Source organism: Acinetobacter baylyi DSM 14961 = CIP 107474, assembly GCF_000368685.1.
GTDB lineage: Bacteria > Pseudomonadota > Gammaproteobacteria > Pseudomonadales > Moraxellaceae > Acinetobacter > Acinetobacter baylyi.
On the sequence record NZ_KB849625.1, the window covers coordinates 286,777 to 308,727 of the forward strand.

Genomic DNA, 21,951 nt, shown 5'->3' on the forward strand with positions numbered 1-21,951 from the left:
ATGGTTACACAGCATTAAGCCTCAGTCCATTTGAGGCTTTTTTACCATCCATTTTTGTCTAATCTTTTGATTTAATGGTGATGAATAATATTTCTCGATCAACCAACTCAAAATAAAAGTCACCATTAAAAAAGTCACGAGTAGCATAATTTTTTGATCAGGCAAGGTGGTTTTGGGGACATACATGACTTTAATCAGCCCTAAAACAATTAAATGAAACAAGTACATCTCATAACTGCGCTCCCCAATCCAAGCAAACACTCTATGAAAAATAGCCAAGTTTTGAACTTGCTGTTGTTGAACACAACAAAAAATTAAGGCTGCACTCAATAGAGCAAATACACTTATGCTCCATGTACTCACCTCTTTAATAGGTACATAACCATATAAAGCCATCATTAGAGCAACCAGTGAAAAAATGGCAGGCTTAATGTATATGAACCGTATCGATATTTTTTGTGCCAGTAGCGCAGTAAGGCAGCCGATGGCAATACCGTCAAAACTTGAAAAATAATGATACAAATATGCACCGCTTTCTTCGCCTGCATGTAAAGAACGAAAATATGGGGCATAAGCAATTACCGAGATCAGAAATAAAATGAATAGTTTGCTTTTACCCAATATCAAACACAATATTGGAAAAGCCAGGTAAAAAACCTCTTCAACCGAAAGTGACCACAGCACCCCCAAAGCGTAGTTTACCCAGCCATATTCGATAATTAAAAGATTCATCCAAAAGGTTAAGGCCGCAAAAATAGTTAGACTGTAAGAAACATGTATACCCGTGGGTGCCTGATTGAGAAAAGGCTGTAATCCAAAACATCCCAATAGCGTGACCATTAACACCAGTAAAACCAGACAGGGCACTATACGAGCAATCCGCCGCACGTAAAAATTTCTGATATTAATTCTGGATAGAGCCCCTTCCCGATTTAAAGTATGTTGAGTAATCAAAAAACCTGAAATGACAAAAAATAGTGTGACGCCATAGTTACCATTTCGGGCAACTAAAGTACTTAAAGGCTCACCCAAAACTGAAATACCCAGCCAAGTATCTTGTAATTTGTAAGGAATATTAAAATGGTGAAGTAGCACCAAAATAATAGCCACGCCTCTTAGTACATCAATTTTATAATGTCGCATTTTTATCATCATTATTTATTAGAGAAAGGAATCAACTCTCGCTTAAAATATTGTGTGCTTGATCCATATTAATAAAAATTAAGGCTATTTTGTGAAATAAACCAAAAAATGGATTATAAAAAGACAGATTCAAATGTGTAAACCTGTCTTTCATTATAAATTAAATTTGATCATATTCATGTTCAGTGATGACTTTCAAAACCTGATCGAAACTTTGAATTCGATACTTTGGTGTTGCCAGATCTAGCTCTTGCTGAGTACCGTAGCCGTATTCCACTGCAATCGTTTCAATTCCATTGCGACGTGCACCTAAAATATCATGCTCGCGATCACCCACCATAATGCATTCTGCAGGATCTAATTGCTCTTGCTCAAGAATATAACGAATCAGGTCGCCTTTATTGGTTCGCTCACCTGTGAGTTCACTGCCATAGGGATGAATAAAATATTTGAGCAAATCAAAATGCTCCAAGATACGCACGGCATAAACATGTGGTTTGGCTGTTGCCAGATATAACCGATAACCTTGAGTTTGAAGTACTTGTAACGTTGACCTTACATGCGGATACAGTTCATTTTCAAATAGGCCAATAACAGAAAAACGCTCCCGATAACCCTGTAATGCCTGCTCTGCCAAGTCATGACTGGCATCAACATTAATAATTTTTGCCAAAGAAGCCTTAAGCGGTGGTCCAATAATCCAGTCAATATTTTCATGTTCAGCAACACAAAACCCAACTTTATTTAGCCCATAGCGAGCCGAAGTGGTAATGCCCACTTTAGGGTCTGTTAAAGTTCCATCCAAATCAATCAGAATATTTTTTACAACGCTCACAAATCACACTCAAACAATGCTAGATAAAAAATAGGGTCGAGAGTTTATTCAAACTTGCCTATACTAACTCAAATTGAATATTTTAAGGATAATAACTGTGCGCCCAACCGTACTTTGTTTCTCTGGTCTCGATCCATCTGGCGGCGCTGGATTACAAGCTGATATAGAATCCATTGGACAAAGTGGCGCGCATGCTGCCATCGCCTGTACTGCACTCACCATTCAAAACTCTCAACAAGTTTTTGGTTTTGAAGCAACGTCGAAAGAATTACTGCTTGCTCAAGCCAATGCGGTAGTCGTTGATTTACCAATTAAATGTGTTAAATCAGGTATGCTCGGTACCACTGAGAATATCGCTGCACTTGCTCAGTTCCTACGTGAACATCCAGATTATCAATATGTACTTGATCCAGTTCTCGTTGCCAATAGCGGCGGCTCTTTAGGCGATCAGGCAACACTAGTCAAAGCCTTTGTCGAGCTCATTCCTCTGGCAACCGTCATTACACCAAATACAGTTGAACTCCGTGCTTTAACTGGATTAGACAACATTGAAGACGCCACACAAAAACTATTTGATATGGGTGCTCAGGCGATTTTGGTGAAAGGCGGCCATGAAGCCACACCAGATCATATTCATAATCAGCTCTTTATAAAGGGTGAACTGGTTGCCGAAAGTACCTGCCCACGTCTAGAAGGTGAATATCACGGTTCGGGATGTTCATTGGCCAGTTATATTGCTGGTCGTCTGGCACTAGGTGATGATTTAAAAATTGCAGTGCAGCATGCAGAAGTATGGTTATTTGACGTATTAAAACAAGCAGAAATGCCTGCTCCAAATGGGCAAAAAATTCCAAAGCGGTTTAAAGTTGAAGTTTAATGAATAATAACCCACTTTTTTCGTGTGGGTTAAATTGTGATTTAATGAATCAGTCTCGATAAAAATTTTATAGAATGAATACGACTCAAAAAGGCTCAATATTTGAAGAAATTGTTTTTAATTATTTTAACTATTTAATTAAAAATGGATATTTTGGCTTTACTAAAGATCAATGCCTTCTTACTCAACAAAAAGCATACTATTCTAAAGATCGAGAAAAAGAGATTGTTTTTGATCTTTCACTAGAATTATTTTTTCCACAACAAGACATACCATTTTTAATTATACTTATTGAATGTAAAAACTATGATAAAAAAGTACCAATAGACGATATAGAAGAATTTTCATCCAAAGTCTCTCAAATTAGTACTCATAAAACTAAAGCTCTATGCATCACAACTAAAGGCTTTCAAGAAGGAGCATTAACTTTCTCAAAGAATAAAGGAATTAGTTTATGGCGCATAACACAACATCAACCACATGAAATCATACTAAATAGAACAAAAGCCAGATTATCAAACTTGAACAATCAGTTTTATTCCGCCTTAACTGAAGAAAATTATGGCTATCAGAATTATGGAAATATTTTTATTCAAACGCCTTTTAGAAATACTTTTTATCCTAAAGAGCTCATAAAAGATATGATCTTAGACTTAGGATTACAATCAGAATATGCTAGAAGTAAAGAGAAACAAAATGTTCCATATAAATCAAAGGAAGATTTGGAAAAATTTGCTGAAAGTATTTTTTTAAAATTCTCTCAAGCAAATCAATTAGATTTAGAAATAGTTATTCAAAAATATAATTTTAAGCTAATAAAAACCAATGAACTTGAGTCAACAGATATTATTGCCAATCTTAACTTTCATAATAAAACTATAAAATTATTTGGTATTGAATATTTTTCCAATACTCAGCTTAAATTTGCTCTAGCTCACGAACTTGGGCATATATTACTTGGGCATGGACAAATTCTAAAAACCGAGCAACGAACTTCGGATGAACAATCAATTAATCAACAAAGTTTTTATGGGCTAGCTATTAATATTGATAGACTTGAATTCCAAGCAAATTACTTTGCAGCTTGCCTATTATTACCAAGAACTTTATTTAAGAAGCTGTTCATAGCACATCTTAACTACTATGGAATAAAAAATCGTGGTTTTTCACCGTTATTTATAGATAACCAACCTTGCAATATTGATAATTACTTCAAAATTATAATCCCTCTAGCCAAATATTTTAGTGTTTCTCAAGAAACCATCAAAATTCGATTAGAGGGATTAGGCTTAGCTAAATTTGATTAATTTTAAAAATACTGTGGAATACGCAAGACCTGACCTGGATAAATATCATCAGCATCTTTAAGAAGAGGTTTATTTGCTTCAAAAATTTTATTGTAATGATTTGGATCACCATAATATTCTTTTGAAATTTTAGACAAATTATCACCTGCTTTAACAGTATAAAATTTACTTTCTGGTTCAGGTGTTTCAACCGTCATCTGGTCATCTACTTTCGCAACATGATCGATATTCCCGACAGCCAAGATAATTTTCTCTTTATCTGCCTGACTTTTAACTTTACCCTGAATCGTCGCCAAGTCTGTTGTACTGTTATAATTGACCACTAGGCCATCTATCGGCAACCCCAAGCTTTGAACATGCGCAAGCAGCTGATTTGCGACTTCTTGTGCTGTTGGCTCAGTTGATGCTGGTGTCGTTGTTTGTTCAACTTTTGCCTGATTTTTTTTACCGATACCTTTTACAAAATCAAAAAGACCCATTATTTTCTCCTGACATGATTATTGTAGTCATGAATAAAAGTATAAAACTCTTAAAGTTATACTCAAATAATGCAAGTTATTACGTGTATATTGTCATCATTCAAGTAAAATAATGTAACTCCCATCACATTTTTATTAATCAGGCATAAAAAAACCACCATAAGGTGGTTTTTATCAACTTTGATCAATTAACCAAGTTTTTTGGTTACATAATCAATTGCTGATTGAACAGTTGTGATTTCGTTAGAATCTTCATCAGGAATCGTGATGTCGAAGTCATTTTCGAAAGACATAACAAGTTCTACTAGATCAAGAGAGTCCGCACCCAAATCATCCATAAAAGACGCTTCGTTTTTGATCTCTTCTGCTTTAATACCAAGTTGTTCTGCAACTGCTTGCTTAACGCGTTGTTCGATATCGCTCACAGGAATTCTCCTCATTGCTCGTGGCGTTTTAATTGCCGTTAGTTTAATTGAATATTGAATTTTTTGAAAGTTAATACATCGGCACTTAGGCCATGTATAAACCACCATTTACATGTAATACCGTACCAGTAATATAACTTGCCTTCTCAGAAGCCAAGAAACTTACCGCATTTGCGATATCTTGTGGTTCACCAAGACGACCTAAAGCGACTTGATCACTCATTTTTTTACGTAAATCTTCGCTTAAAGCATCTGTCATTTCAGTTGCAATGAAGCCAGGAGCAACGCTATTTACCGTAATCTGGCGACTGCCCATCTCTTTTGCAAGGCTGCGACTAAATGCCTCAATACCCGCTTTAGCAGCTGAATAGTTTGCCTGACCTGGGTTTGCAAAATGTGCAACCACTGAACTGATATTGATAATACGGCCAAAGCGAGCTTTGGTCATACCCTTCAATACACGCTTTGACAAACGGTAAACCGCTTTCAAATGAATATTTAAAATATCATCCCAGTCATCTTCAGACATACGCAACAACAGATTGTCACGTGTAATACCTGCATTATTCACAAGTACAAGCACAGGACCATAATTTTGTTCGATTGTGGTAACAACCGCTTCAATTTCATCCAGATGACGCACATCAAGTACAAGACCAGTTCCCTGCTCACCGTACTGCGCTGCCAATTTTTCAGCACCTGACTCACTTGTTGCTGTTCCAACAACAAAAAAACCGTCTTGAATGAGCTGTTCTGCAATTGCTGCACCAATTCCACGGCTTGCGCCTGTGACTAATGCAACTTTACGTTGTTGTGTCATGCAATTTTTCCTTCAGCCACTAAAACTGCGTTTAGGGCATCTTCCATACGACTTTTGCTATCAATCGCAAATGCTTTTTCTATATTTGGTAAACGTTTTGCAAGATTACTCAGTACTGTACCGGGACCACATTCAACCACGTACTGAATTCCCTGATCTTGCAAATATTGCATGGTACGAGTCCACTGTACAGACTGATACAATTGCGCAGTTAAAGCTTGGCGCAATTGAGTCACATCTGTCGCAATTCCTGCATTTACATTTTGTATTACAGGAAGGCTTGGTAGCTCAATGGCAGTTTGTTCCAATGCTTCGGCAAATTTTTCTGCCGCTGGCTTCATCAATGAACAGTGTGATGGAACCGAAACAGGCAATGCAATGGCTTTGCCCGACTGCTCTTTTGCCTGAGTCATGACTTCATTGACCAAAGCAGCAGAACCAGCAATCACCACCTGACCTTGTGAATTATAATTGGCAGCCTCAACAGAACCGTCACCTGAAGCAGTGACAGCCTGACACAATTCAATGACTTTTTCGTCAGGCAACCCCAAAATTGCAGCCATTGCACCAACACCCTGAGGTACAGCACTCTGCATCAGTTTACCGCGCAGATTAACAAGCTTTGCTGCATCACCTAATGATAAAGCACCTGCGGCAACCAAAGCACTGTATTCACCCAAAGAGTGTCCAGCCATATATTTAGGCGCTAAACCACCCAAGTCTAGCCATACACGCCACAATGCAATACTGGCAGTTAGTAACACGGGTTGAGTATTTTCAGTTTGATCTAACCCTTCACCACTTTGCGCAATGTGCCACAAATCAAAACCGACTGCATCAGAAGCCTCGGCAAAGGTTTCTTGCACACCACTAAACTGTTCTGCAAGTTCAGCGAGCATGCCGACTTTTTGCGAACCCTGACCAGGAAACACAAATGCAGTTTTAGTTGCTTGAGCGACTTGATCGAGTCGTTTAGCAGACATATAAAAATCCTTTATTTGGTCTTTACTTATTTCTGTTGGGGGAATTTATCATTATTTAAAAGATTTTATAATTGCGAAAAACAACAAAAAAAGGGAGCTTTCGCTCCCATTTTTTCTACATTAAAGCCTTAAGCCTAATGCAAATTCACTAAATTATTCAGCGTCAGCTGCTTTAGCGAATAATTGACGACCACGGTAGATACCATCTTTAGTCACGTGGTGACGGCGATGAGTTTCACCAGTAGTTTGGTCAACTGTTAATGCATTCTCGGTTAAAGCGTCATGTGAACGGCGCATGTCACGGCGAGAGCGACTTTTACGGTTTTGCTGAACGGCCATGATGGCTCCTTACAAAGATCGAAAAAATGGATCAGAACAAATTCAGTTATCTTAGCCCACAAGTATAACACTTATGAGTTAAGTTTACCTTTCAAACTTGCTAAAACATCAAACGGATTATCACGTTTTTCTTCAACAATGTCCTGAACGGTAGGTTGATGTTTATGTTCACAGGCATCATGCTTGGGAGACAGAGGCATCAACAGTAACAGTTCATCTTCTAGTAGAGAAAGTAAATCGACAGTCGCAGGAGTGGCAAAATCACCCTTTGTCGAAGATTCACTTTCACCTAAAACGATGAAATCAGCATCCTCATCCAAGCGCTCTATCAGTGACTCATCATCGACCAAGGCAAGACGGAAATCTGAAACAAGAGGAATTTCCACAGGTTCCAGACAACGCTGGCACTCTAATGGTACTTTTGTTTCAATATGACCCTCAAACCATACAATACGATGATACGCATCCATTGATAGTTTACAGTCTATATAGATCAATTGATCATTAATTGACCCAACAGCTTCACGAGCAATACGAGCAAAGCGAGACAATGGCAGTGTTCCTGACCATGTAAAGCCTTGTTCAGCCCATTTATACGGCTCAATCTGTGCCGGAAAGGTATTTGCTGACATAATTAAGGCGGCAATTCTACAAATTCATCAGTACTCTGTCAAAGATTAAGATACAATTTTGTACTAATTTCGACAGAACTCGGGGTAAATTAAGCAATGCACCTGTTGCAGCCGCAACCTGAAGTAACAACTTCATCACTTGTTAGCACCCATCTAACCTTAGATTCTGCCTTGTCTATAGACACAGTGCAACTCTCACTATGGCAAAATTTACAAACTGAGCAGGATCAGGTGGACTGGCTTATTTTACACTTTAATCACTGGTTTTCCCACCAAAATGTGATTTTAGTGAAAGGTGAGTCAGAACCTGAGTATTTTCCTGCACATCGGCACGCGCCTGCCCGAATCCAGTTTGCGCATGGTTTTTTTAATAGTGCATTACATGAAATCAGTCACTGGAGCATTGCTGGCTCTAAAAGAAGATTGCTGGCAGATTTAGGATACTGGTATGCACCTGACGGACGTACCGCAGAACAACAGGCTTTATTTGAACAGGTTGAGGTCAAACCACAAGCTATCGAATGGATGTTTGCTCAGGCCTTTGGTCGAAAGTTCCGTGTTTCACTCGATAATCTGACAGGTGAAGGTGGTGACGGGGCAACGTTTAAAAATAACGTCTTTGCTCAGGTACAAAAATATTTTTCTGGTGAGGCGAAACTTCCTCTAGATGCACAACATTTTATTCAATGTATTTGTATGACGACGCGTCACGGTCAGTGGTTAAAAGCAAGTGAATTTCAACGCGAAGCGCTGGATTAGATTACATAATTTCTACTCGTCTTCACTCATTAGATCAAATACATATGATTAAATGTAAGCATTAACTTTACAACAATAACAGAATGAAGGAGTATCCAGATATGTTGCATTTACATATACATCCAGACAATCCACAGGCACGCTTAATCAATCAGGCTGTCGAACGCATACGTGCAGGTGATGTGGTGGTTTACCCAACCGATGCTGCCTACTCGATTGGTTGCCAAATCGGGAATAAATCTGCAATGGAACGTATTGCACAGATTCGTGGTTTAGGACCAAAACATCAATACGCCATTATGTGTTGTGATTTATCCGATATCGCAACATATGCCAAAGTCGACAATGCAATGTATCGTTTGCTTAAAGCCAATACGCCATCGATCACCACGTTTATTTTGCCTGCAACCAGTGAAGTCCCTAAACGGTTAATGCATCCTAAGAAAAAAACCATTGGATTACGTATTCCAACTAATCCAATTTGTCAGGCTTTACTTCAAGAACTGGGCGAACCCATTCTAACCAGTACCCTGATTTTACCAGGTCAAAGTGATCCACTGGATGATCCTTATGATATTGAAAATCAGTTGGGTAAGCGTGTTGATGTATTTATTGATGGCGGGTTTGGTACACTAAGTACAACCAGTATTGTGGATTTATCAGGTGAAAATCCAGAAGTCGTGCGCCATGGTGCAGGTGATGTCAGTGCTTTTGAATAAGCACTGACCAAAAAGCAAATCATCTGGTTAAGTCACAATAAAATCTTCCAAACGTTTTTTCTGCTTTCCAGCATGATTAAAGTTGTCTGGATTCAACCATTGCAAATATGCAGTTTTCAAACTTGCCCATTCGCTATCAATGATTGAGAACCATGTTGTATCACGATTACGTCCTTTGCTCACTCGATCTTGTCGGAACAACCCTTCATAAACAAATCCAAATCGAAGCGCTGCACGTTTCGAAGGGCCATTCAAATCATCGCACTTCCACTCTATACGACGTAAACCTTGCTCAAAACAATGGTTCAATAACAAATAGATGACCTCTGTCGCTGCCGCTGTTTGTTTTAAACGGTGAGAAAAGTAGACATTCCCAATCTCAACTGCAGCATGTTGCTCACGCAAATTCATTAGTGCAATCCAGCCAACCGCCTGCCCTTCTACCATAATCCAATAATGAAATGAGGGCTCAAAACCAAAATTTCGTTTTAAGTTATACTCAAGTTGTCTAAAAGTTTCTGGTGCCTCATACGGCAGATAAGTCCAACAACGCTCATCAGGTTCGGTTTTAATACAATCCCAAAGCTGCTCAACATTCTTTAATGCAACACGATCCTGTTCAATCAGTACCAGATTCACATCATTCCCGATAAGCGATTGCGCTTTGAATTTACCAGGTATTGGCTGCTGTATTGCATGACCAATCGGCTGTCCAAACTGATTAAATTCCATTGTAATTCCTTAAAGTACACGCCTTATCATCATAATTTGAAAGTACAATATGCTCAGATAAGTAAATTTCTTATCAATTTGGCGAAGTATGAGCAAAATTGACCTTAAAAACTTTCTCATCTTAATTTATTTCACATTTTGTTATTTTCAACAATTTATTCAGATCGTAATTTAGATTAGAATAAAGACTATTTAGTTCGCTTTTGCTTATTTGGTAATAGTTATGCTATTACTTATTGAACATATTCATGCCTTTGAAAATTCGCGTGGCCTAAAATCGTAATGACACAAGCATTGTCCTCTCCAGTAGATTCCATTCCTAACATCCGTGTTTTAGATGAATGGCAGGAAACTATTCCCGAAGATCTCTATATTCCTCCATCTGCATTTGAGATTTTACTTGAACATTTCGAGGGACCACTCGACTTTTTAATTTATCTGATCCAGAAAAACGGTTTTGATCTCTTACAAGTTGATATTGCACCGATCGCGACTCAATATTTGTCTTATATGGAAGCAATGAAATCACTCAATATCGAGCTAACGGCCGACTATATGGTGATGGCTGCACTACTTGCAGATTTAAAATCACGGTTATTGCTTCCAAAGCCGACGACACTCACCATTGAAAAAGACCCCAAACAAGCATTAATTGACCGATTAGCAACCTACCTACGTATCAAAAAAGCTGCTGAGCGACTGGGGCAACTTCCCGTTTTGGAGCGAGATACGTTCCACACCAATGTGGGAATTGGTCATATTGCGCCGGTGTATGAAGGCTATGATGTGCAGAACCTACACGATGCACTATTTTGTATTTTTAATCGTCCTGAACCTGTTACTCATACTGTTGCCCAAGAACCTGTTCTGCTTGAAGAGCGTATTGCTTATATCGAAGAAAAAGTTCAGTCAGGTGAGATCCTCAACTTTATTTCACTTTTAAAGCCACAACAGGGTCGCATGGGCATGGTCGTTACATTTATGGCCATTTTAGAACTAACACGCCAGCAAAAGATTAAAATCATTGCTTCTGGAGTAGAGGCTCCGCTCGCAATTCAAGGAGCTCAAGTATGACCATTGATCAAAGTTCAGCACTTTCGCTTGAAGATATTCATCATGAAGTCTTGTTACAAATCGAGGCAATTCTGTTTGCCAGCGATGTTCCTATTTCATTGGCCCGTTTAAAAGAAGCTTTTCAAAATCAGTATAATAAACAACAGCTTCGTCATTTTTTACAACAACTTGCCGTTTTACAGCACGGTCGTTCAATTGAATTAATTGAGACTGCTCAAGGTTTTAGGTTTCAGGTTCGATCAAAATATCGTAATATGATCGCGCAAGTATGGCCCGAACGTCCGACTAAGCTATCTCCCTCCCTTCTTGAAACGATTGCGGTGATTGCTTATCACCAGCCTGTGACTCGTGCGGATATTGAACAAATTCGTGGCGTTTCAAATAACAGTCAAATTTTAAGAATGTTATTTGAATGGAACTGGATTAAAGAGTCTGGTTTTAGAGACTTGCCCGGAAGACCTGCGTTGTTGATTACAACGCCTCAATTTTTGAATGCATTTGGCTTGGTTTCTCTAGGTCAATTGCCTCCCCTGCAGGATGCCAAGGACGCGTTTATGAGTTTGGATGTGAATACACCCAAGTCATAAATCGGTGAACTGTTGACAATTATTTCTAAGGTTATGCTGTCATGAGTGAAAAATTGCAAAAAGTATTAGCGCGAATTGGTTTAGGTTCTCGCAGATATATGGAAGAGGTCATTGCCGCGGGTCGCGTCAGTGTGAATGGCCAAATTGCTCAAGTTGGTGAAAGGATTGAACCAGGCGACGAATTAAGGATTGATGGTCGCAAGGTACAATTTCAGATTGAAGACGAAATTCGTCGTCGTGTATTGATTTATTACAAACCAGAAGGTGAAATCTGTTCTCGTAACGATCCAGAACAGCGCCCAACCGTGTTTGATCATTTACCACAAATTGCCAATGACCGTTGGGTGATGGTAGGCCGTCTAGATATCAACAGTACTGGGCTTTTGCTTTTCACAAATGATGGTGAACTTGCCAATCGTTTGATGCATCCATCCAATGAAATCGAACGCGAATATGCAGTACGCGTCATGGGTGAAGTGACGCCTCAAATTCGTCAAACCTTACTTAATGGTGTTGTTCTAGACGATGGTCCAGCGAAATTTGAGTCTTTTTCTGAGCTTGGTGGTGACGGAATTAACCGTTGGTATCAGGTTGTGGTGAAAGAAGGACGTAACCGTGAAGTCCGTCGTTTATTTGAATCACAAGGTCTTAAAGTCAGCCGTCTATTACGTACCCGTTATGGTTCAGTGATTTTACCACGTGAACTCCGTACAGGCCGCTGGATAGAGTTAGATAAAGGCGATATTGATAATCTCACCAAACTGGTTGAGTTGAAACCACGTCAGGGCACTGGTCTTTATGGTATGGCAAAACGTCGTACAGAGCGTATGGTCGAAAAGCCAATGGCTGCACGCCGTGGTGGATACTTGAGACAGCAGCGCCGTGACAATGAAAATGGCACTGAAAATAATAACGAAACCAAACAACCTTATGCTGCTGCGCGAAAGACTGTGGCGGTAAATAAAGGATTTAAGAAGTTCTGATCAATTCATTATGTAACCTAAAAAGAGTTCACTTTTGTGAACTCTTTTTTATTAAATTGTTTTTTTGAGAAATAGTTTACATATATACAAGTCTGTATATAATTTAATGGCTATAAATCAACAATAATTAGGTTCATGATGAAAAAACTATCTTATTTAACAATTACCTTCTCTCTAGCTATGCTAACAGGTTGTGGAGGCGGTGGATCGGGCGACTCAAGTTCGGCTTCACAAGAAAATAGTGCTAATGGAAATAATGAATTAAAATGTGATCGTGGTATTTTACTTAATTCAAATTTAACAGCTAAATCTATTTTTGATGAACATCTTTATATTTTAAATTATCTTAATATTGAAGATGAAAGCTCGGGTCATATTGAGATAAAAAAAACTGGTATATATGGTGAAGAAATCGAAAATAATGGACAAATGTTATACTCAAATTACACACCAATTTATAATTTAAGTTTGGAAGAAATAGAATCAAATATAAAAACAAGGCCTAAAGATTACACATTAAATTCATCAGGTTTATCAACGATAAACTTCTATCAAAAACAGAATAATGGGTGGCCATTTGGATACCTTACTGCATCAGATAATTTAAAATTATCTTTAGCTTCTTTTAATGATAATTGTAATTTTACAACAAATAAAATTGACTATTCATTTGAGGCTATAGATGTATCAGGTAAAAAATTAAAAGATATTTTGCCTGATAATATTTTGACAAACTCCCCTAAACCAAATGATTATATTTATATAGATAGACAAATTGGAAATATTCTAAAAAGAAATGAAGAAGCCCTTAATAACCTTCTGAATAGTGATATAAGTTTTCCACAAGGTGCTATTATTTATGTACCAAAATCAGCAATCTATAGTGAAACTCAATTTACATTCTCTAAAGATGATCAAACTCAATATCTAACCCTAGACGAATGGTTTGATAATGTATATGGCAAGACATCTTATAAATACAAAAAAGATAAAGTTGGTGGTTTGAATGTCATATACAGCGTTGATAGTAATAATAATGCTGCATTTAGCTTCGGTGCCGACCCCGCAATAGAAAAAGATGGAAAAATTTATGATGGTGAATGGTACATAAAAGGAGATGTTCTTTCATCTGACTATGGTATACCATCTAAAGATGGTTTTGATAATAATGATTCTTCTGGAGAACACACATTATTTAATAAAGTTAGCTATAATTTTATTTCCACGGAAGTTCAGAAATATTACAAATAAAATGCTTTATTTACGAAAAGGTTTTATTCATTGAATAAAACCTTTTCTAAGACATAGTCTGTCTTTTTTAAATCTTAGGAATATCAATCCATTTTGCCTCTGGAAATGAGTGCTTAAGATATTGTTTTAAATACTGGGCTGTATCTTTAGAAATGATTGTATCTTGCGACTCATCATTCAAATTATACGCTAAGGCATAAAGTGACAAGCCACGCTGTTTTATCGCTTCAAGACTTAACAGAGTATGATTAATACTCCCTAAACGGCCCGAACTCACCAGAATGATGGGAAACTGATGCTCTGCAATGTAATCAATAGTGAGCATATCTGTGGTCAGCGGCACCATTAAACCACCTGCACCTTCAAGCAATACCACATCAAAACGTTGTTTCAATATGTGAGTGGCCTGTTCAATTTTATTGAAATCCAGCGCTCTTCCATCCATTTTGGTTGCCAGATGTGGTGATGCAGGATAAGTAAAAATCTCAGGCATGGTGAGTTTTTCATCATCTTCTGGCAAAAAACCAGTCTGCATAATGTCACGATGCTTTTCTATATCTTCCGATATTTCAATATTGCCTGTCTGAATCAGCTTTTGAGTAATGGTTTTTATACCCTGATCAATCCATTGCTTTGCAAGATATCCCGTGGCATAAGTTTTTCCAATACCTGTATCAATGCCACTAATAAAATAAACAGAAGCCGTCATGACGTTCTCCGAGCAATGATATAAATAGGATGATAGGTCAGTTCATAATGACCATCATCTGTCTGAAACTGACAATAATCATGATAGAACTGTGCTAAAGATTGTTTATTCCAGTGAGGTTGCGTAGTAGCCACTGTCCCTGTGACACCAGTTGCCTTAAGATGTTTGAGGATTGCTCTGGGCGAATCAAATTGCATCTTAAGTTGCTGTTGTTCAATCTTCATCAGCTCAAAACCAGAAGCTTGTAAATGAACTTGCCAATCCTGCACAGACCAATAGCTCAGCCCTTGACCTGTCAGTTGTTTAATTTCTTTAAAATTATCAGAGCCGAAAGTTGAAAGACATAGCCAGCCTTGATCATTCAAGGCATGATGACAGCGACCTAAAAGCTGAGGTAAGTTTTGAACCCATTGAATGGCAGAGCTTGAAACAATTGCATTTAAATGCTCTGGCAAACTTAAACTTTCAATGTCCCCGATACACCACTCGATTGGCTGCTCATCTAAAAAATGCTGTTTGACTTCATCGTATAGATCATTCAAATATGCTCTCTGAATCTGAAAAGATACAAATAATTCCTGTGTCAAATTGCCCGAGCCACAGCCGATTTCAAATATACGGCTTAGATGTAACGGACAATAAGCTTGCATCAAATGGCACAAATGATGACTGATTTTTTTCTGCGCAATGGCATTTTCTACATAACTTTGTCGCGCCTTCGCAAAACGCTGAGCAATGAGTGATTTATTCAGATTCACAAACAAGCCACCAACCGATCTAGTTCATCTATTTGAATGAGTGATGTTAATGAAATTCTTAAACGAGCGCTATGCTGTGGCACTGTCGGTGGACGAACGGGCATTGCATAAAAGCCATTGGTCTGTACATATTTGGACATATTTACGGCAGCCTGGCTTTCACCAATAATGACAGGGACGATATGGCTTGTTGATGGGCTACTGTAACCTTTTTGAATGATTGAATTTTGCAAATAATTGCTAATTTGCTGCAAATGCTGACGCTGCTTTTGTGCAGTCAGCATCTTTTTCCAGATAAAATTTGTCCATGCAATACTAAGCGGTGGCAAAGCCGTACTGAAAATCAGTGGGCGCATGGTATTAATCAGATATGAACGAATAATCGGATCGCAAATCAAGTATCCACCAATCGATGCAACTGCTTTTCCAAACGTACCGACCAAGAAATCAATCTCATTGATCACTTGATACTGTTCTGCACAGCCCAACCCCTGTTCACCACGAACCCCAATCGCATGGGCTTCATCAACATAGAGCATGACCTTGCCAAAACGACGTTTGATTTGAACCAGTGCATCCAGATCAGTTTCATCACCATCCATACTAAAAATACTTTCGGTCACCACGACGATGCGTTCAATGTCATCATTGGCATGATATTTTAATAAAAGCTGTTCAAGATGCTGTAAGTCGTTATGACGATATCGCACGTATTTTGCTACAGATAGACGAATACCATCAATCATACTGGCATGAACCAGTTTGTCCGCCAGAATTAATGTACGTGAATCACAAATCGCAGGCAAAATACCAATATTCATATGATAGCCACTATTGAATAGGAGTGCCGAACGACCATAAAATGCCTGGCTTAAACTTGCTTCAAGTTGCTCATATTCTTCATAGTTACCTGTGAGTAAACGTGAAGATGACGAACTAAAATAACAACGTTCAACAGGCTGTTGTTGCAAAAACTCCTCACGTAATTCCACATTGGCAGCCAACCCCAAATAATCATTGGACGATAGATTTAACATCTGCTGGCCTGTGATCTGGATGGTCGCACCTTGTTGTTGATTCGCAACAAACTGGCGTAAATTTCCAGATTGTTTTAATTGATCAAGCTGTTGTGCATAATGATCAAGCAATGCCATGCTGCGCCTCACAAGAAAGTTGACGAACCACGTTCATCATTTTTTGGATTAATTCATCAAGTTCATCATTGGAAATGATATAGGGTGGCATTACATAAACCAATTTACCAAACGGTCTGATCCAGATTCCTAACTCGACAAATTGTTGCTGGAGGGTCTTCATATCAACATTGTGCTTGAGTTCTACCACACCAATTGCACCTAAAGTTCTTATATCTGCAACATGCGCTAGTGCAGCCAATTGATAGAGCGGCTGTAATCTATTTTCAATACGTCTGATATTAGACTGCCAATCTTGCTCAACCAAAAGTTGGGTACTCTTTAATGCCACAGCACAGGCCAGAGGATTACCCATAAAAGTAGGGCCATGCATAAAGACGCCAGCCTCTCCACGACTAATCACTTCGGCAACATGCTGACTGGTTAGAGTTGCCGATAAAGTCATGTATCCACCTGTCAAACCTTTGCCAATACACATGATGTCAGGTTCAACCTGTGCATGCTCCCACGCAAATAACTTCCCTGTACGACCAAAACCTGTTGCGATTTCATCAAAAATAAGAAGTAACTGATATTTTTCACAAAGCTGTTTTAACTGACGTAAGTATTCAGGATGATAAAACCGCATGCCACCAGCCCCCTGAACAATCGGCTCGATAATGAACGCTGCCAATTGCGTATGCTGCTGGATCAACTGCTCGACCTCATCCATTTCAGATGAGTCCCATTCTCCATCAAAACGGCTTTTAGGTGCCGATACAAACACACGATTTGGCAAACTTGCACCAAAAATTTGATGCATACCTGTAACTGGATCGCAGACAGACATCGCATTCCATGTATCGCCATGGTATCCAGAACGGGTAGTAATGAAATTGGTTTTTTGATGTTGCCCTTGTGCAGTCCAATACTGTACTGCCATTTTTAACGCAACTTCTACTGCAACAGAACCAGAATCTGCATAAAAGATTTTATCCAAACTCGGCGGCGTAATCTTTAGTAATATTTTGGCAAGTTCAATCGCAGGATCATGGGTAAACCCCCCAAACATGATGTGAGACATCTGCTCAAGTTGGTCTTTTACAGCCTGATTTAATGCTGGATGATTATAACCATGAATCGCACACCACCACGATGACATACCGTCAATTAATTGACGACCATCATCCAGCTCAATCATCACACCAGAAGCACGTTTCACTTTAAAGGTTGGTAATGGATTAATCATGGAAGTATAAGGATGCCAGATATGCTCCAAATCAAATTGATCCACCATCCATGACTCCTGATGCGCTATAAATATTGAATAGAGCACATGTTAAACTTGCAAGGAATGTAAATAAATTGCGATATGCATCATTTCGACTAAAGCTTATACTGATGAAACAATAAATTTTTCAATTTCACTACTTGTTTCCATTAACTTTGTAAATGGAAAACTGTGCGCTGCACTCGCTAGCTCAATTATTTTAGTTTTTTTTGTCGCAATAAGATGCATATTTTGCACAACTTGGTAAGGAACTAATGCATCATGCTCGGCAAATATATGTAGCTGAAATCCTCCATAATTTTTAATGATTTCAACTAAATTTAATTTTTCCAACATAATTAAGCCTTGCCTGAGCAAAGCTAATGGCTGTGCTTTTAATAAAGCCTGCATTGATATCCAATCTGATTTTGCAGTTGACGTCCCTTTGGTAACCAGTAAACCAAATCGTTTTAGCGTACTGGCAGGATCATTCTGAAAGCCCTGCTGAAATGCATTAAACGTTGTTTCTGGCATAGCAGTTGACCAATTTTCTCGTACTACAAAACTCGGATTGGTTGCTAAAGTGACCAGCGGTAATGTTTGACCAGTGCGCTTAAAAATCTCATGGGCCAATACAGTTGCCAACTCTCCCCCCAATGACCATCCCATCAGAACATCAAAGTTCAGTGCATAATCAGTTTGTTGTTGTAATATATCGGGATCAAGTGCATTAAATATATTGAGTAATTCAACTTCGTGCCCCAATTGTTGCAAACTGTTTTGTAAGGGAGTTAACACACCTGTTCCTCCGCCCCACCCTGTAATCAGCAAAACCCGAGCCATTGATCTACTCTTTTTCAAATTTTCAAAATTATCTTGCAAAGTATAGAAGAGTTAACATCTATAGCTATGGCATAATCACATCAATACTACAGCTTTCGATCATTAAAACTGATAGTATTTAACCCGTGAAAATAAAAAGATGGATCTCTTAATGATGATTAGAAATGTGGTGTTATCTTGTGCATTGGTTTTTACAGGTACAGTTTTTTCTAGCCAAATTTTTGCCAATCCTTTCTCTAATCAGAACCAGGCAGAAAAGCAATGGGTAGGCCAACCCGCCCCAGCTTTTAAATTACAGGATCAAAATGGTAAATGGCATAGCCTGAGCGATTATGCAGGGAAATGGATCGTTCTATATTTTTACCCAAAAGATAATTCTCCAGGCTGTACGCAAGAAGCAAACCAGTTTAAAGCACTTTATCCTCAGTTTTTAAAATCAAATGCGGCTGTGTTGGGCGTCAGTCTGGATGACGTCCAATCACATCAAAAATTCTCAGAAAAACTCGGATTAAACTTTCCAATTTTGTCTGATGACAATCATCAACTTGCTGAAAAGTTTGGTATTGTCCGAAATTTAGGTATTGTCAAAATTGCAAAGCGTGAAAGCTTCCTCATTGACCCTAAAGGCACGATTGTTTATCACTATACCAGTGTAAATACCCAGACACATGCAGATGAAGTACTTAAAGATTTAAAACGTTTTCAAAGCAAATAAGCGCGAATTTAAAATGTGTAAAATCTAAGTTAGGCATTGTATTCATAGATAGATAAATATTGCATGATTAAACCAATGCAGTTTGCGTGGTTAATAACTCATTTAAGGCACTATAACTATTATCAATATATGTATCTGTTTGAGTAGAGCTGCTAGAAGTACTCGTGGCTTCTGCTGTTTGAGACGAATCTAGAATTTGGTTCACTGTATCAACGGTCTGATGGTCGGCAGCTTCTGTGTTTTCTGATGAACTTTTGTCCTTTTCAGTATTATTAGAATCTTCAACCTCGACTGTAGCATCCTGAGTGACGACAGACGCTTGTAAAGTATTTTGCACATCGGCCGTTTGGGTCTGCAAAACATTATCCTGTTGATCATTCTTGTGATGATCTGCCCACAATAATATACCACCCACTGTCACAGGTACGGCAGCCCACGCCCATGCACTGCCTGCTTCAAAGCCACTTGCATTGTGGTATAAAAGTGAATCGGTTGAATCAATTGCATGATAAACCAGTTGAGGTTCTGCATTTCCTTGTGCTTCGATAAACTGCACCCACGTCAATTGACCCGTCATAGAATCAGACAAGACCAAACTATTTTCTGTATGGGCATCCATATTAAAGAAGTTATCTATAATGATAATTTCGCCATTCTGTAGACGAATAATCATGCTGGTACCATCACGTACCACTTCTTCTATTTGTTCTGTCGAAATATTGGCAACAACAACAGAAGACTGATCAAGTTTTACCGAATTATCAGGAATATCTTTGATGACTTTATGGTTTTCTTTTCCGATTACTTGAATTGCAGACATCGCCATACTCCTGAGGTAGCCATCTGGATTGCCACATTTTTTTATTTAACAATTTAATAAAGCTAGATATTTCGAAAACATAATACTGAAAAATAAAAAAAATAGCACGGCTTAAAACAATGTATTTAAATCACCACTTCATCAAACATCTTGAAATGATATCTAGTTAAAATCTCAAAAAATAATATGCATAAAAAACTCAGCCGAAGCTGAGTCTTTTGTCAATAATTAGCTTACATTTGAGACTGAATATAATTTTGTAAACCCATTAACTCAATTAAACGTAGTTGTTTTTCAAGCCAATATGTATGATCTTCTTCGGTATCTGACATTTGTGCACGTAACATATCACGGCTGACATAATCTGCTTTTTCTTCACACAATTTAACGCCATCCGCCAGTTTCTGACGAACATGATATTCAAGTGCCAAATCAGCCTTTAAGCAAGACACCACATCTTCACCCGTAACGATATCATCACGATTCATATTTGGTTTGCCCTCAAGGAACAATACACGGCGAATCAAGGCATCTGCATGTGAAGCTTCTTCTTGCATCTCATGATCAATTCGCTCATAAATTTTACCGAGTCCCCAATCTTCATACATACGAGAATGAATCAGATATTGATCACGAGCAGCCAGTTCACCACCGATCAACATGTTTAGATAGTCTATGACTTCTGGATTGCCACGCATTAGTAATTCTCCTCTTCGATGGCAATATTATGCTCAAATTTATTGATATTTGCAAAGAAATTAAATCTTAAGCATTTGATTTTTATAAAATTAAAATGATAAACATACGCATTTACAGTTTTAATTGGTGAATTTTATCCAAATAAAATAAAGCTTTGCGATATTTCATTGGTTTTATGCGCAGCTTAAAATATGCTTTTATATGGGCCAGATTTTTGTAACTAAATACAATGCTTCTTATTTCATAACAACACATTAAAGAATGATAATCTCTTTCATTATTTTTTGTCCTTTCCTGAGAATTTCCAACTGAATGTTGCCTTTCTTTAAATAACTTGAGATATCGACAAAATGATTAACATCCCGAACTTCAATATCATTTAGTTTTAATAGAATGTCATTTTCTATAAGCTGGTTAAATGCTGGAGATAGGTTCTTAATCACCTTTACTTTCACACCCTATGTATAGCCAGTTTTTGATTGATCTGCATCGGATAAGTCAACTGGATAAATACCCGTAATTGAATCAAATTTATAAAAGTAACTCACTTGATACTTTTTCTGAGGATTATAAACTGGAGCACTTTCTGTTAACCCATTTGAGGTATTACTTCCAAAAAAATGATCATTTGATCGTTGGTTTTGCGGATTCTGTGGTGCAGGATTTAAAAAAGTATAATATCCATACATATTTGCCGATGGCTGATCACTAAATACAACCATTGATGCACCTAATGTGTCCGCACGTTTCTCCATATTTGAAACGATATACTCATAACCTTTAGCACTATCATGTCCATCAAATTTTTTAGACTGTATAGGCACAAAACCTTCATTTAACAATTGGAGTGTGGTTGCATCAAAATCTTCAGTTTTAAATACTTTGGCTTTGACAGTTTTAGAGTGGTCAGGCTTTTTAAAAAATGAAATAGGAATATAAATGTTTGCGAAACTACTATTCGTTACAGAAACAAGGATGAAAGCTGTGATCAGATTTTGAAAGATCAATCGAAATTTTTTATTCATTTTAGACATTAACGGTATAGATTCTTATCATCAC

The 21,951-nt window shown here is 38.0% G+C and carries 26 protein-coding genes; 9 read left to right on the plus strand and 17 right to left on the minus strand.

The annotated features are described in order from the left end of the window. Positions 1-21: 21 nt before the first annotated feature. Together F952_RS03265 and F952_RS03270 are read right to left on the minus strand one after the other, a co-directional pair. Positions 22-1,143, minus strand: coding sequence for an acyltransferase family protein (locus F952_RS03265; protein WP_004922131.1), 1,122 nt, complete (start codon positions 1,141-1,143; stop codon positions 22-24). 160 nt (positions 1,144-1,303) lie between these two features. Continuing rightward, positions 1,304-1,978, minus strand: a complete 675-nt coding sequence (locus tag F952_RS03270; protein WP_004922134.1) for an HAD-IA family hydrolase — start codon at positions 1,976-1,978, stop codon at positions 1,304-1,306. Positions 1,979-2,075: 97 nt separating this feature from the next. Here F952_RS03270 and F952_RS03275 point away from each other — a divergent pair, with 97 nt between their 5' ends. Beyond that, positions 2,076-2,855, plus strand: a complete 780-nt coding sequence (locus tag F952_RS03275) for a hydroxymethylpyrimidine/phosphomethylpyrimidine kinase (RefSeq protein ID WP_004922136.1) — start codon at positions 2,076-2,078, stop codon at positions 2,853-2,855. 74 nt (positions 2,856-2,929) lie between these two features. Next, positions 2,930-4,162: an ImmA/IrrE family metallo-endopeptidase gene (locus F952_RS03280; RefSeq protein WP_004922138.1), complete on the plus strand. Its 1,233-nt coding sequence runs from the start codon at positions 2,930-2,932 to the stop codon at positions 4,160-4,162. Positions 4,163-4,164: 2 nt separating this feature from the next. Here F952_RS03280 and lysM read toward each other — a convergent pair whose 3' ends face one another. From lysM to F952_RS03310, 6 genes are all read right to left on the minus strand, one after another. Beyond that, a complete protein-coding gene (gene lysM, locus F952_RS03285; protein WP_004922141.1) occupies positions 4,165-4,641 on the minus strand; it encodes a peptidoglycan-binding protein LysM in 477 nt (158 codons plus the stop codon). 188 nt (positions 4,642-4,829) lie between these two features. Then, positions 4,830-5,066 (minus strand): acyl carrier protein, encoded by a 237-nt coding sequence (gene acpP, locus F952_RS03290; RefSeq protein ID WP_004922143.1) that lies wholly within the window; start codon positions 5,064-5,066, stop codon positions 4,830-4,832. An 85-nt stretch (positions 5,067-5,151) separates the two neighbouring features. Beyond that, a complete protein-coding gene (gene fabG, locus F952_RS03295) occupies positions 5,152-5,886 on the minus strand; it encodes a 3-oxoacyl-ACP reductase FabG (protein WP_004922146.1) in 735 nt (244 codons plus the stop codon). Then, complete coding sequence (gene fabD / locus F952_RS03300) at positions 5,883-6,869, minus strand: ACP S-malonyltransferase (RefSeq protein WP_004922148.1); 987 nt, start codon at positions 6,867-6,869, stop codon at positions 5,883-5,885. The genes fabG and fabD overlap by 4 nt, the downstream gene beginning before the upstream one ends. A 153-nt stretch (positions 6,870-7,022) precedes the next feature. Further along, positions 7,023-7,208 (minus strand): 50S ribosomal protein L32, encoded by a 186-nt coding sequence (gene rpmF / locus F952_RS03305; protein ID WP_004922151.1) that lies wholly within the window; start codon positions 7,206-7,208, stop codon positions 7,023-7,025. 71 nt (positions 7,209-7,279) lie between these two features. Next, positions 7,280-7,840 (minus strand): YceD family protein, encoded by a 561-nt coding sequence (locus F952_RS03310; protein WP_004922153.1) that lies wholly within the window; start codon positions 7,838-7,840, stop codon positions 7,280-7,282. Positions 7,841-7,936: 96 nt separating this feature from the next. On the opposite strand from F952_RS03310, the gene F952_RS03315 reads away from it, so the two are divergent. Then, positions 7,937-8,599 carry an elongation factor P hydroxylase gene (locus F952_RS03315; protein WP_004922155.1) on the plus strand — a complete coding sequence of 221 codons (663 nt, stop codon included), beginning with the start codon at positions 7,937-7,939 and terminating at the stop codon, positions 8,597-8,599. 101 nt (positions 8,600-8,700) lie between these two features. Then, a complete protein-coding gene (locus F952_RS03320; protein WP_004922159.1) occupies positions 8,701-9,318 on the plus strand; it encodes an L-threonylcarbamoyladenylate synthase in 618 nt (205 codons plus the stop codon). A 27-nt stretch (positions 9,319-9,345) separates the two neighbouring features. Here F952_RS03320 and F952_RS03325 read toward each other — a convergent pair whose 3' ends face one another. Beyond that, entirely contained in the window at positions 9,346-10,050 is a 705-nt protein-coding gene (locus F952_RS03325; protein WP_004922161.1) for a GNAT family N-acetyltransferase, read from the minus strand. Positions 10,051-10,332: 282 nt separating this feature from the next. Between F952_RS03325 and F952_RS03330 the strand changes: the two genes are divergently transcribed. The 4 genes from F952_RS03330 (at position 10,333) to F952_RS03345 (ending at position 13,945) form a co-directional block, all read left to right on the plus strand. Further along, positions 10,333-11,124, plus strand: coding sequence for a segregation and condensation protein A (locus F952_RS03330; protein WP_004922164.1), 792 nt, complete (start codon positions 10,333-10,335; stop codon positions 11,122-11,124). Then, positions 11,121-11,711 (plus strand): SMC-Scp complex subunit ScpB, encoded by a 591-nt coding sequence (scpB, locus tag F952_RS03335; protein WP_004922166.1) that lies wholly within the window; start codon positions 11,121-11,123, stop codon positions 11,709-11,711. The genes F952_RS03330 and scpB overlap by 4 nt, the downstream gene beginning before the upstream one ends. Before the next feature lie 41 nt (positions 11,712-11,752). Next, positions 11,753-12,694, plus strand: coding sequence for a 23S rRNA pseudouridine(2605) synthase RluB (rluB, locus tag F952_RS03340; RefSeq protein WP_004922169.1), 942 nt, complete (start codon positions 11,753-11,755; stop codon positions 12,692-12,694). Between the two features lie 138 nt (positions 12,695-12,832). Beyond that, positions 12,833-13,945, plus strand: coding sequence for a hypothetical protein (locus F952_RS03345; protein WP_004922171.1), 1,113 nt, complete (start codon positions 12,833-12,835; stop codon positions 13,943-13,945). A gap of 67 nt (positions 13,946-14,012) precedes the next feature. Here the strand turns inward: F952_RS03345 and bioD are convergent, their stop codons facing one another. The 5 genes from bioD to F952_RS03370 all read right to left on the minus strand — a co-directional run bounded on the left by bioD (position 14,013) and on the right by F952_RS03370 (position 18,658). Next, entirely contained in the window at positions 14,013-14,654 is a 642-nt protein-coding gene (gene bioD / locus F952_RS03350) for a dethiobiotin synthase (protein ID WP_004922174.1), read from the minus strand. After that, positions 14,651-15,418 (minus strand): malonyl-ACP O-methyltransferase BioC, encoded by a 768-nt coding sequence (bioC, locus tag F952_RS03355; RefSeq protein ID WP_011182155.1) that lies wholly within the window; start codon positions 15,416-15,418, stop codon positions 14,651-14,653. Before bioC ends, bioD begins: the two co-directional genes overlap by 4 nt. Further along, entirely contained in the window at positions 15,409-16,566 is a 1,158-nt protein-coding gene (locus tag F952_RS03360) for an 8-amino-7-oxononanoate synthase (RefSeq protein ID WP_004922179.1), read from the minus strand. Before F952_RS03360 ends, bioC begins: the two co-directional genes overlap by 10 nt. Continuing rightward, complete coding sequence (gene bioA / locus F952_RS03365; protein ID WP_004922180.1) at positions 16,553-17,842, minus strand: adenosylmethionine--8-amino-7-oxononanoate transaminase; 1,290 nt, start codon at positions 17,840-17,842, stop codon at positions 16,553-16,555. The genes F952_RS03360 and bioA overlap by 14 nt, the downstream gene beginning before the upstream one ends. A gap of 96 nt (positions 17,843-17,938) precedes the next feature. Next, positions 17,939-18,658, minus strand: a complete 720-nt coding sequence (locus F952_RS03370; RefSeq protein WP_004922184.1) for an alpha/beta hydrolase family protein — start codon at positions 18,656-18,658, stop codon at positions 17,939-17,941. Between the two features lie 151 nt (positions 18,659-18,809). On the opposite strand from F952_RS03370, the gene F952_RS03375 reads away from it, so the two are divergent. Then, complete coding sequence (locus F952_RS03375) at positions 18,810-19,373, plus strand: peroxiredoxin (RefSeq protein ID WP_004922188.1); 564 nt, start codon at positions 18,810-18,812, stop codon at positions 19,371-19,373. A gap of 67 nt (positions 19,374-19,440) precedes the next feature. Here F952_RS03375 and F952_RS03380 read toward each other — a convergent pair whose 3' ends face one another. From F952_RS03380 to F952_RS03395, 3 genes are all read right to left on the minus strand, one after another. After that, positions 19,441-20,193, minus strand: coding sequence for a BapA/Bap/LapF family prefix-like domain-containing protein (locus F952_RS03380; protein ID WP_004922192.1), 753 nt, complete (start codon positions 20,191-20,193; stop codon positions 19,441-19,443). Between the two features lie 233 nt (positions 20,194-20,426). Beyond that, positions 20,427-20,891 (minus strand): heteropolymeric bacterioferritin subunit Ftn, encoded by a 465-nt coding sequence (ftn, locus tag F952_RS03385; RefSeq protein WP_004922195.1) that lies wholly within the window; start codon positions 20,889-20,891, stop codon positions 20,427-20,429. 459 nt (positions 20,892-21,350) lie between these two features. Beyond that, the gene (locus tag F952_RS03395; protein WP_004922198.1) at positions 21,351-21,926 is read right to left on the minus strand and encodes a hypothetical protein; all 576 of its coding nucleotides are present in this window, start codon (positions 21,924-21,926) and stop codon (positions 21,351-21,353) included. Positions 21,927-21,951 lie beyond the last annotated feature (25 nt).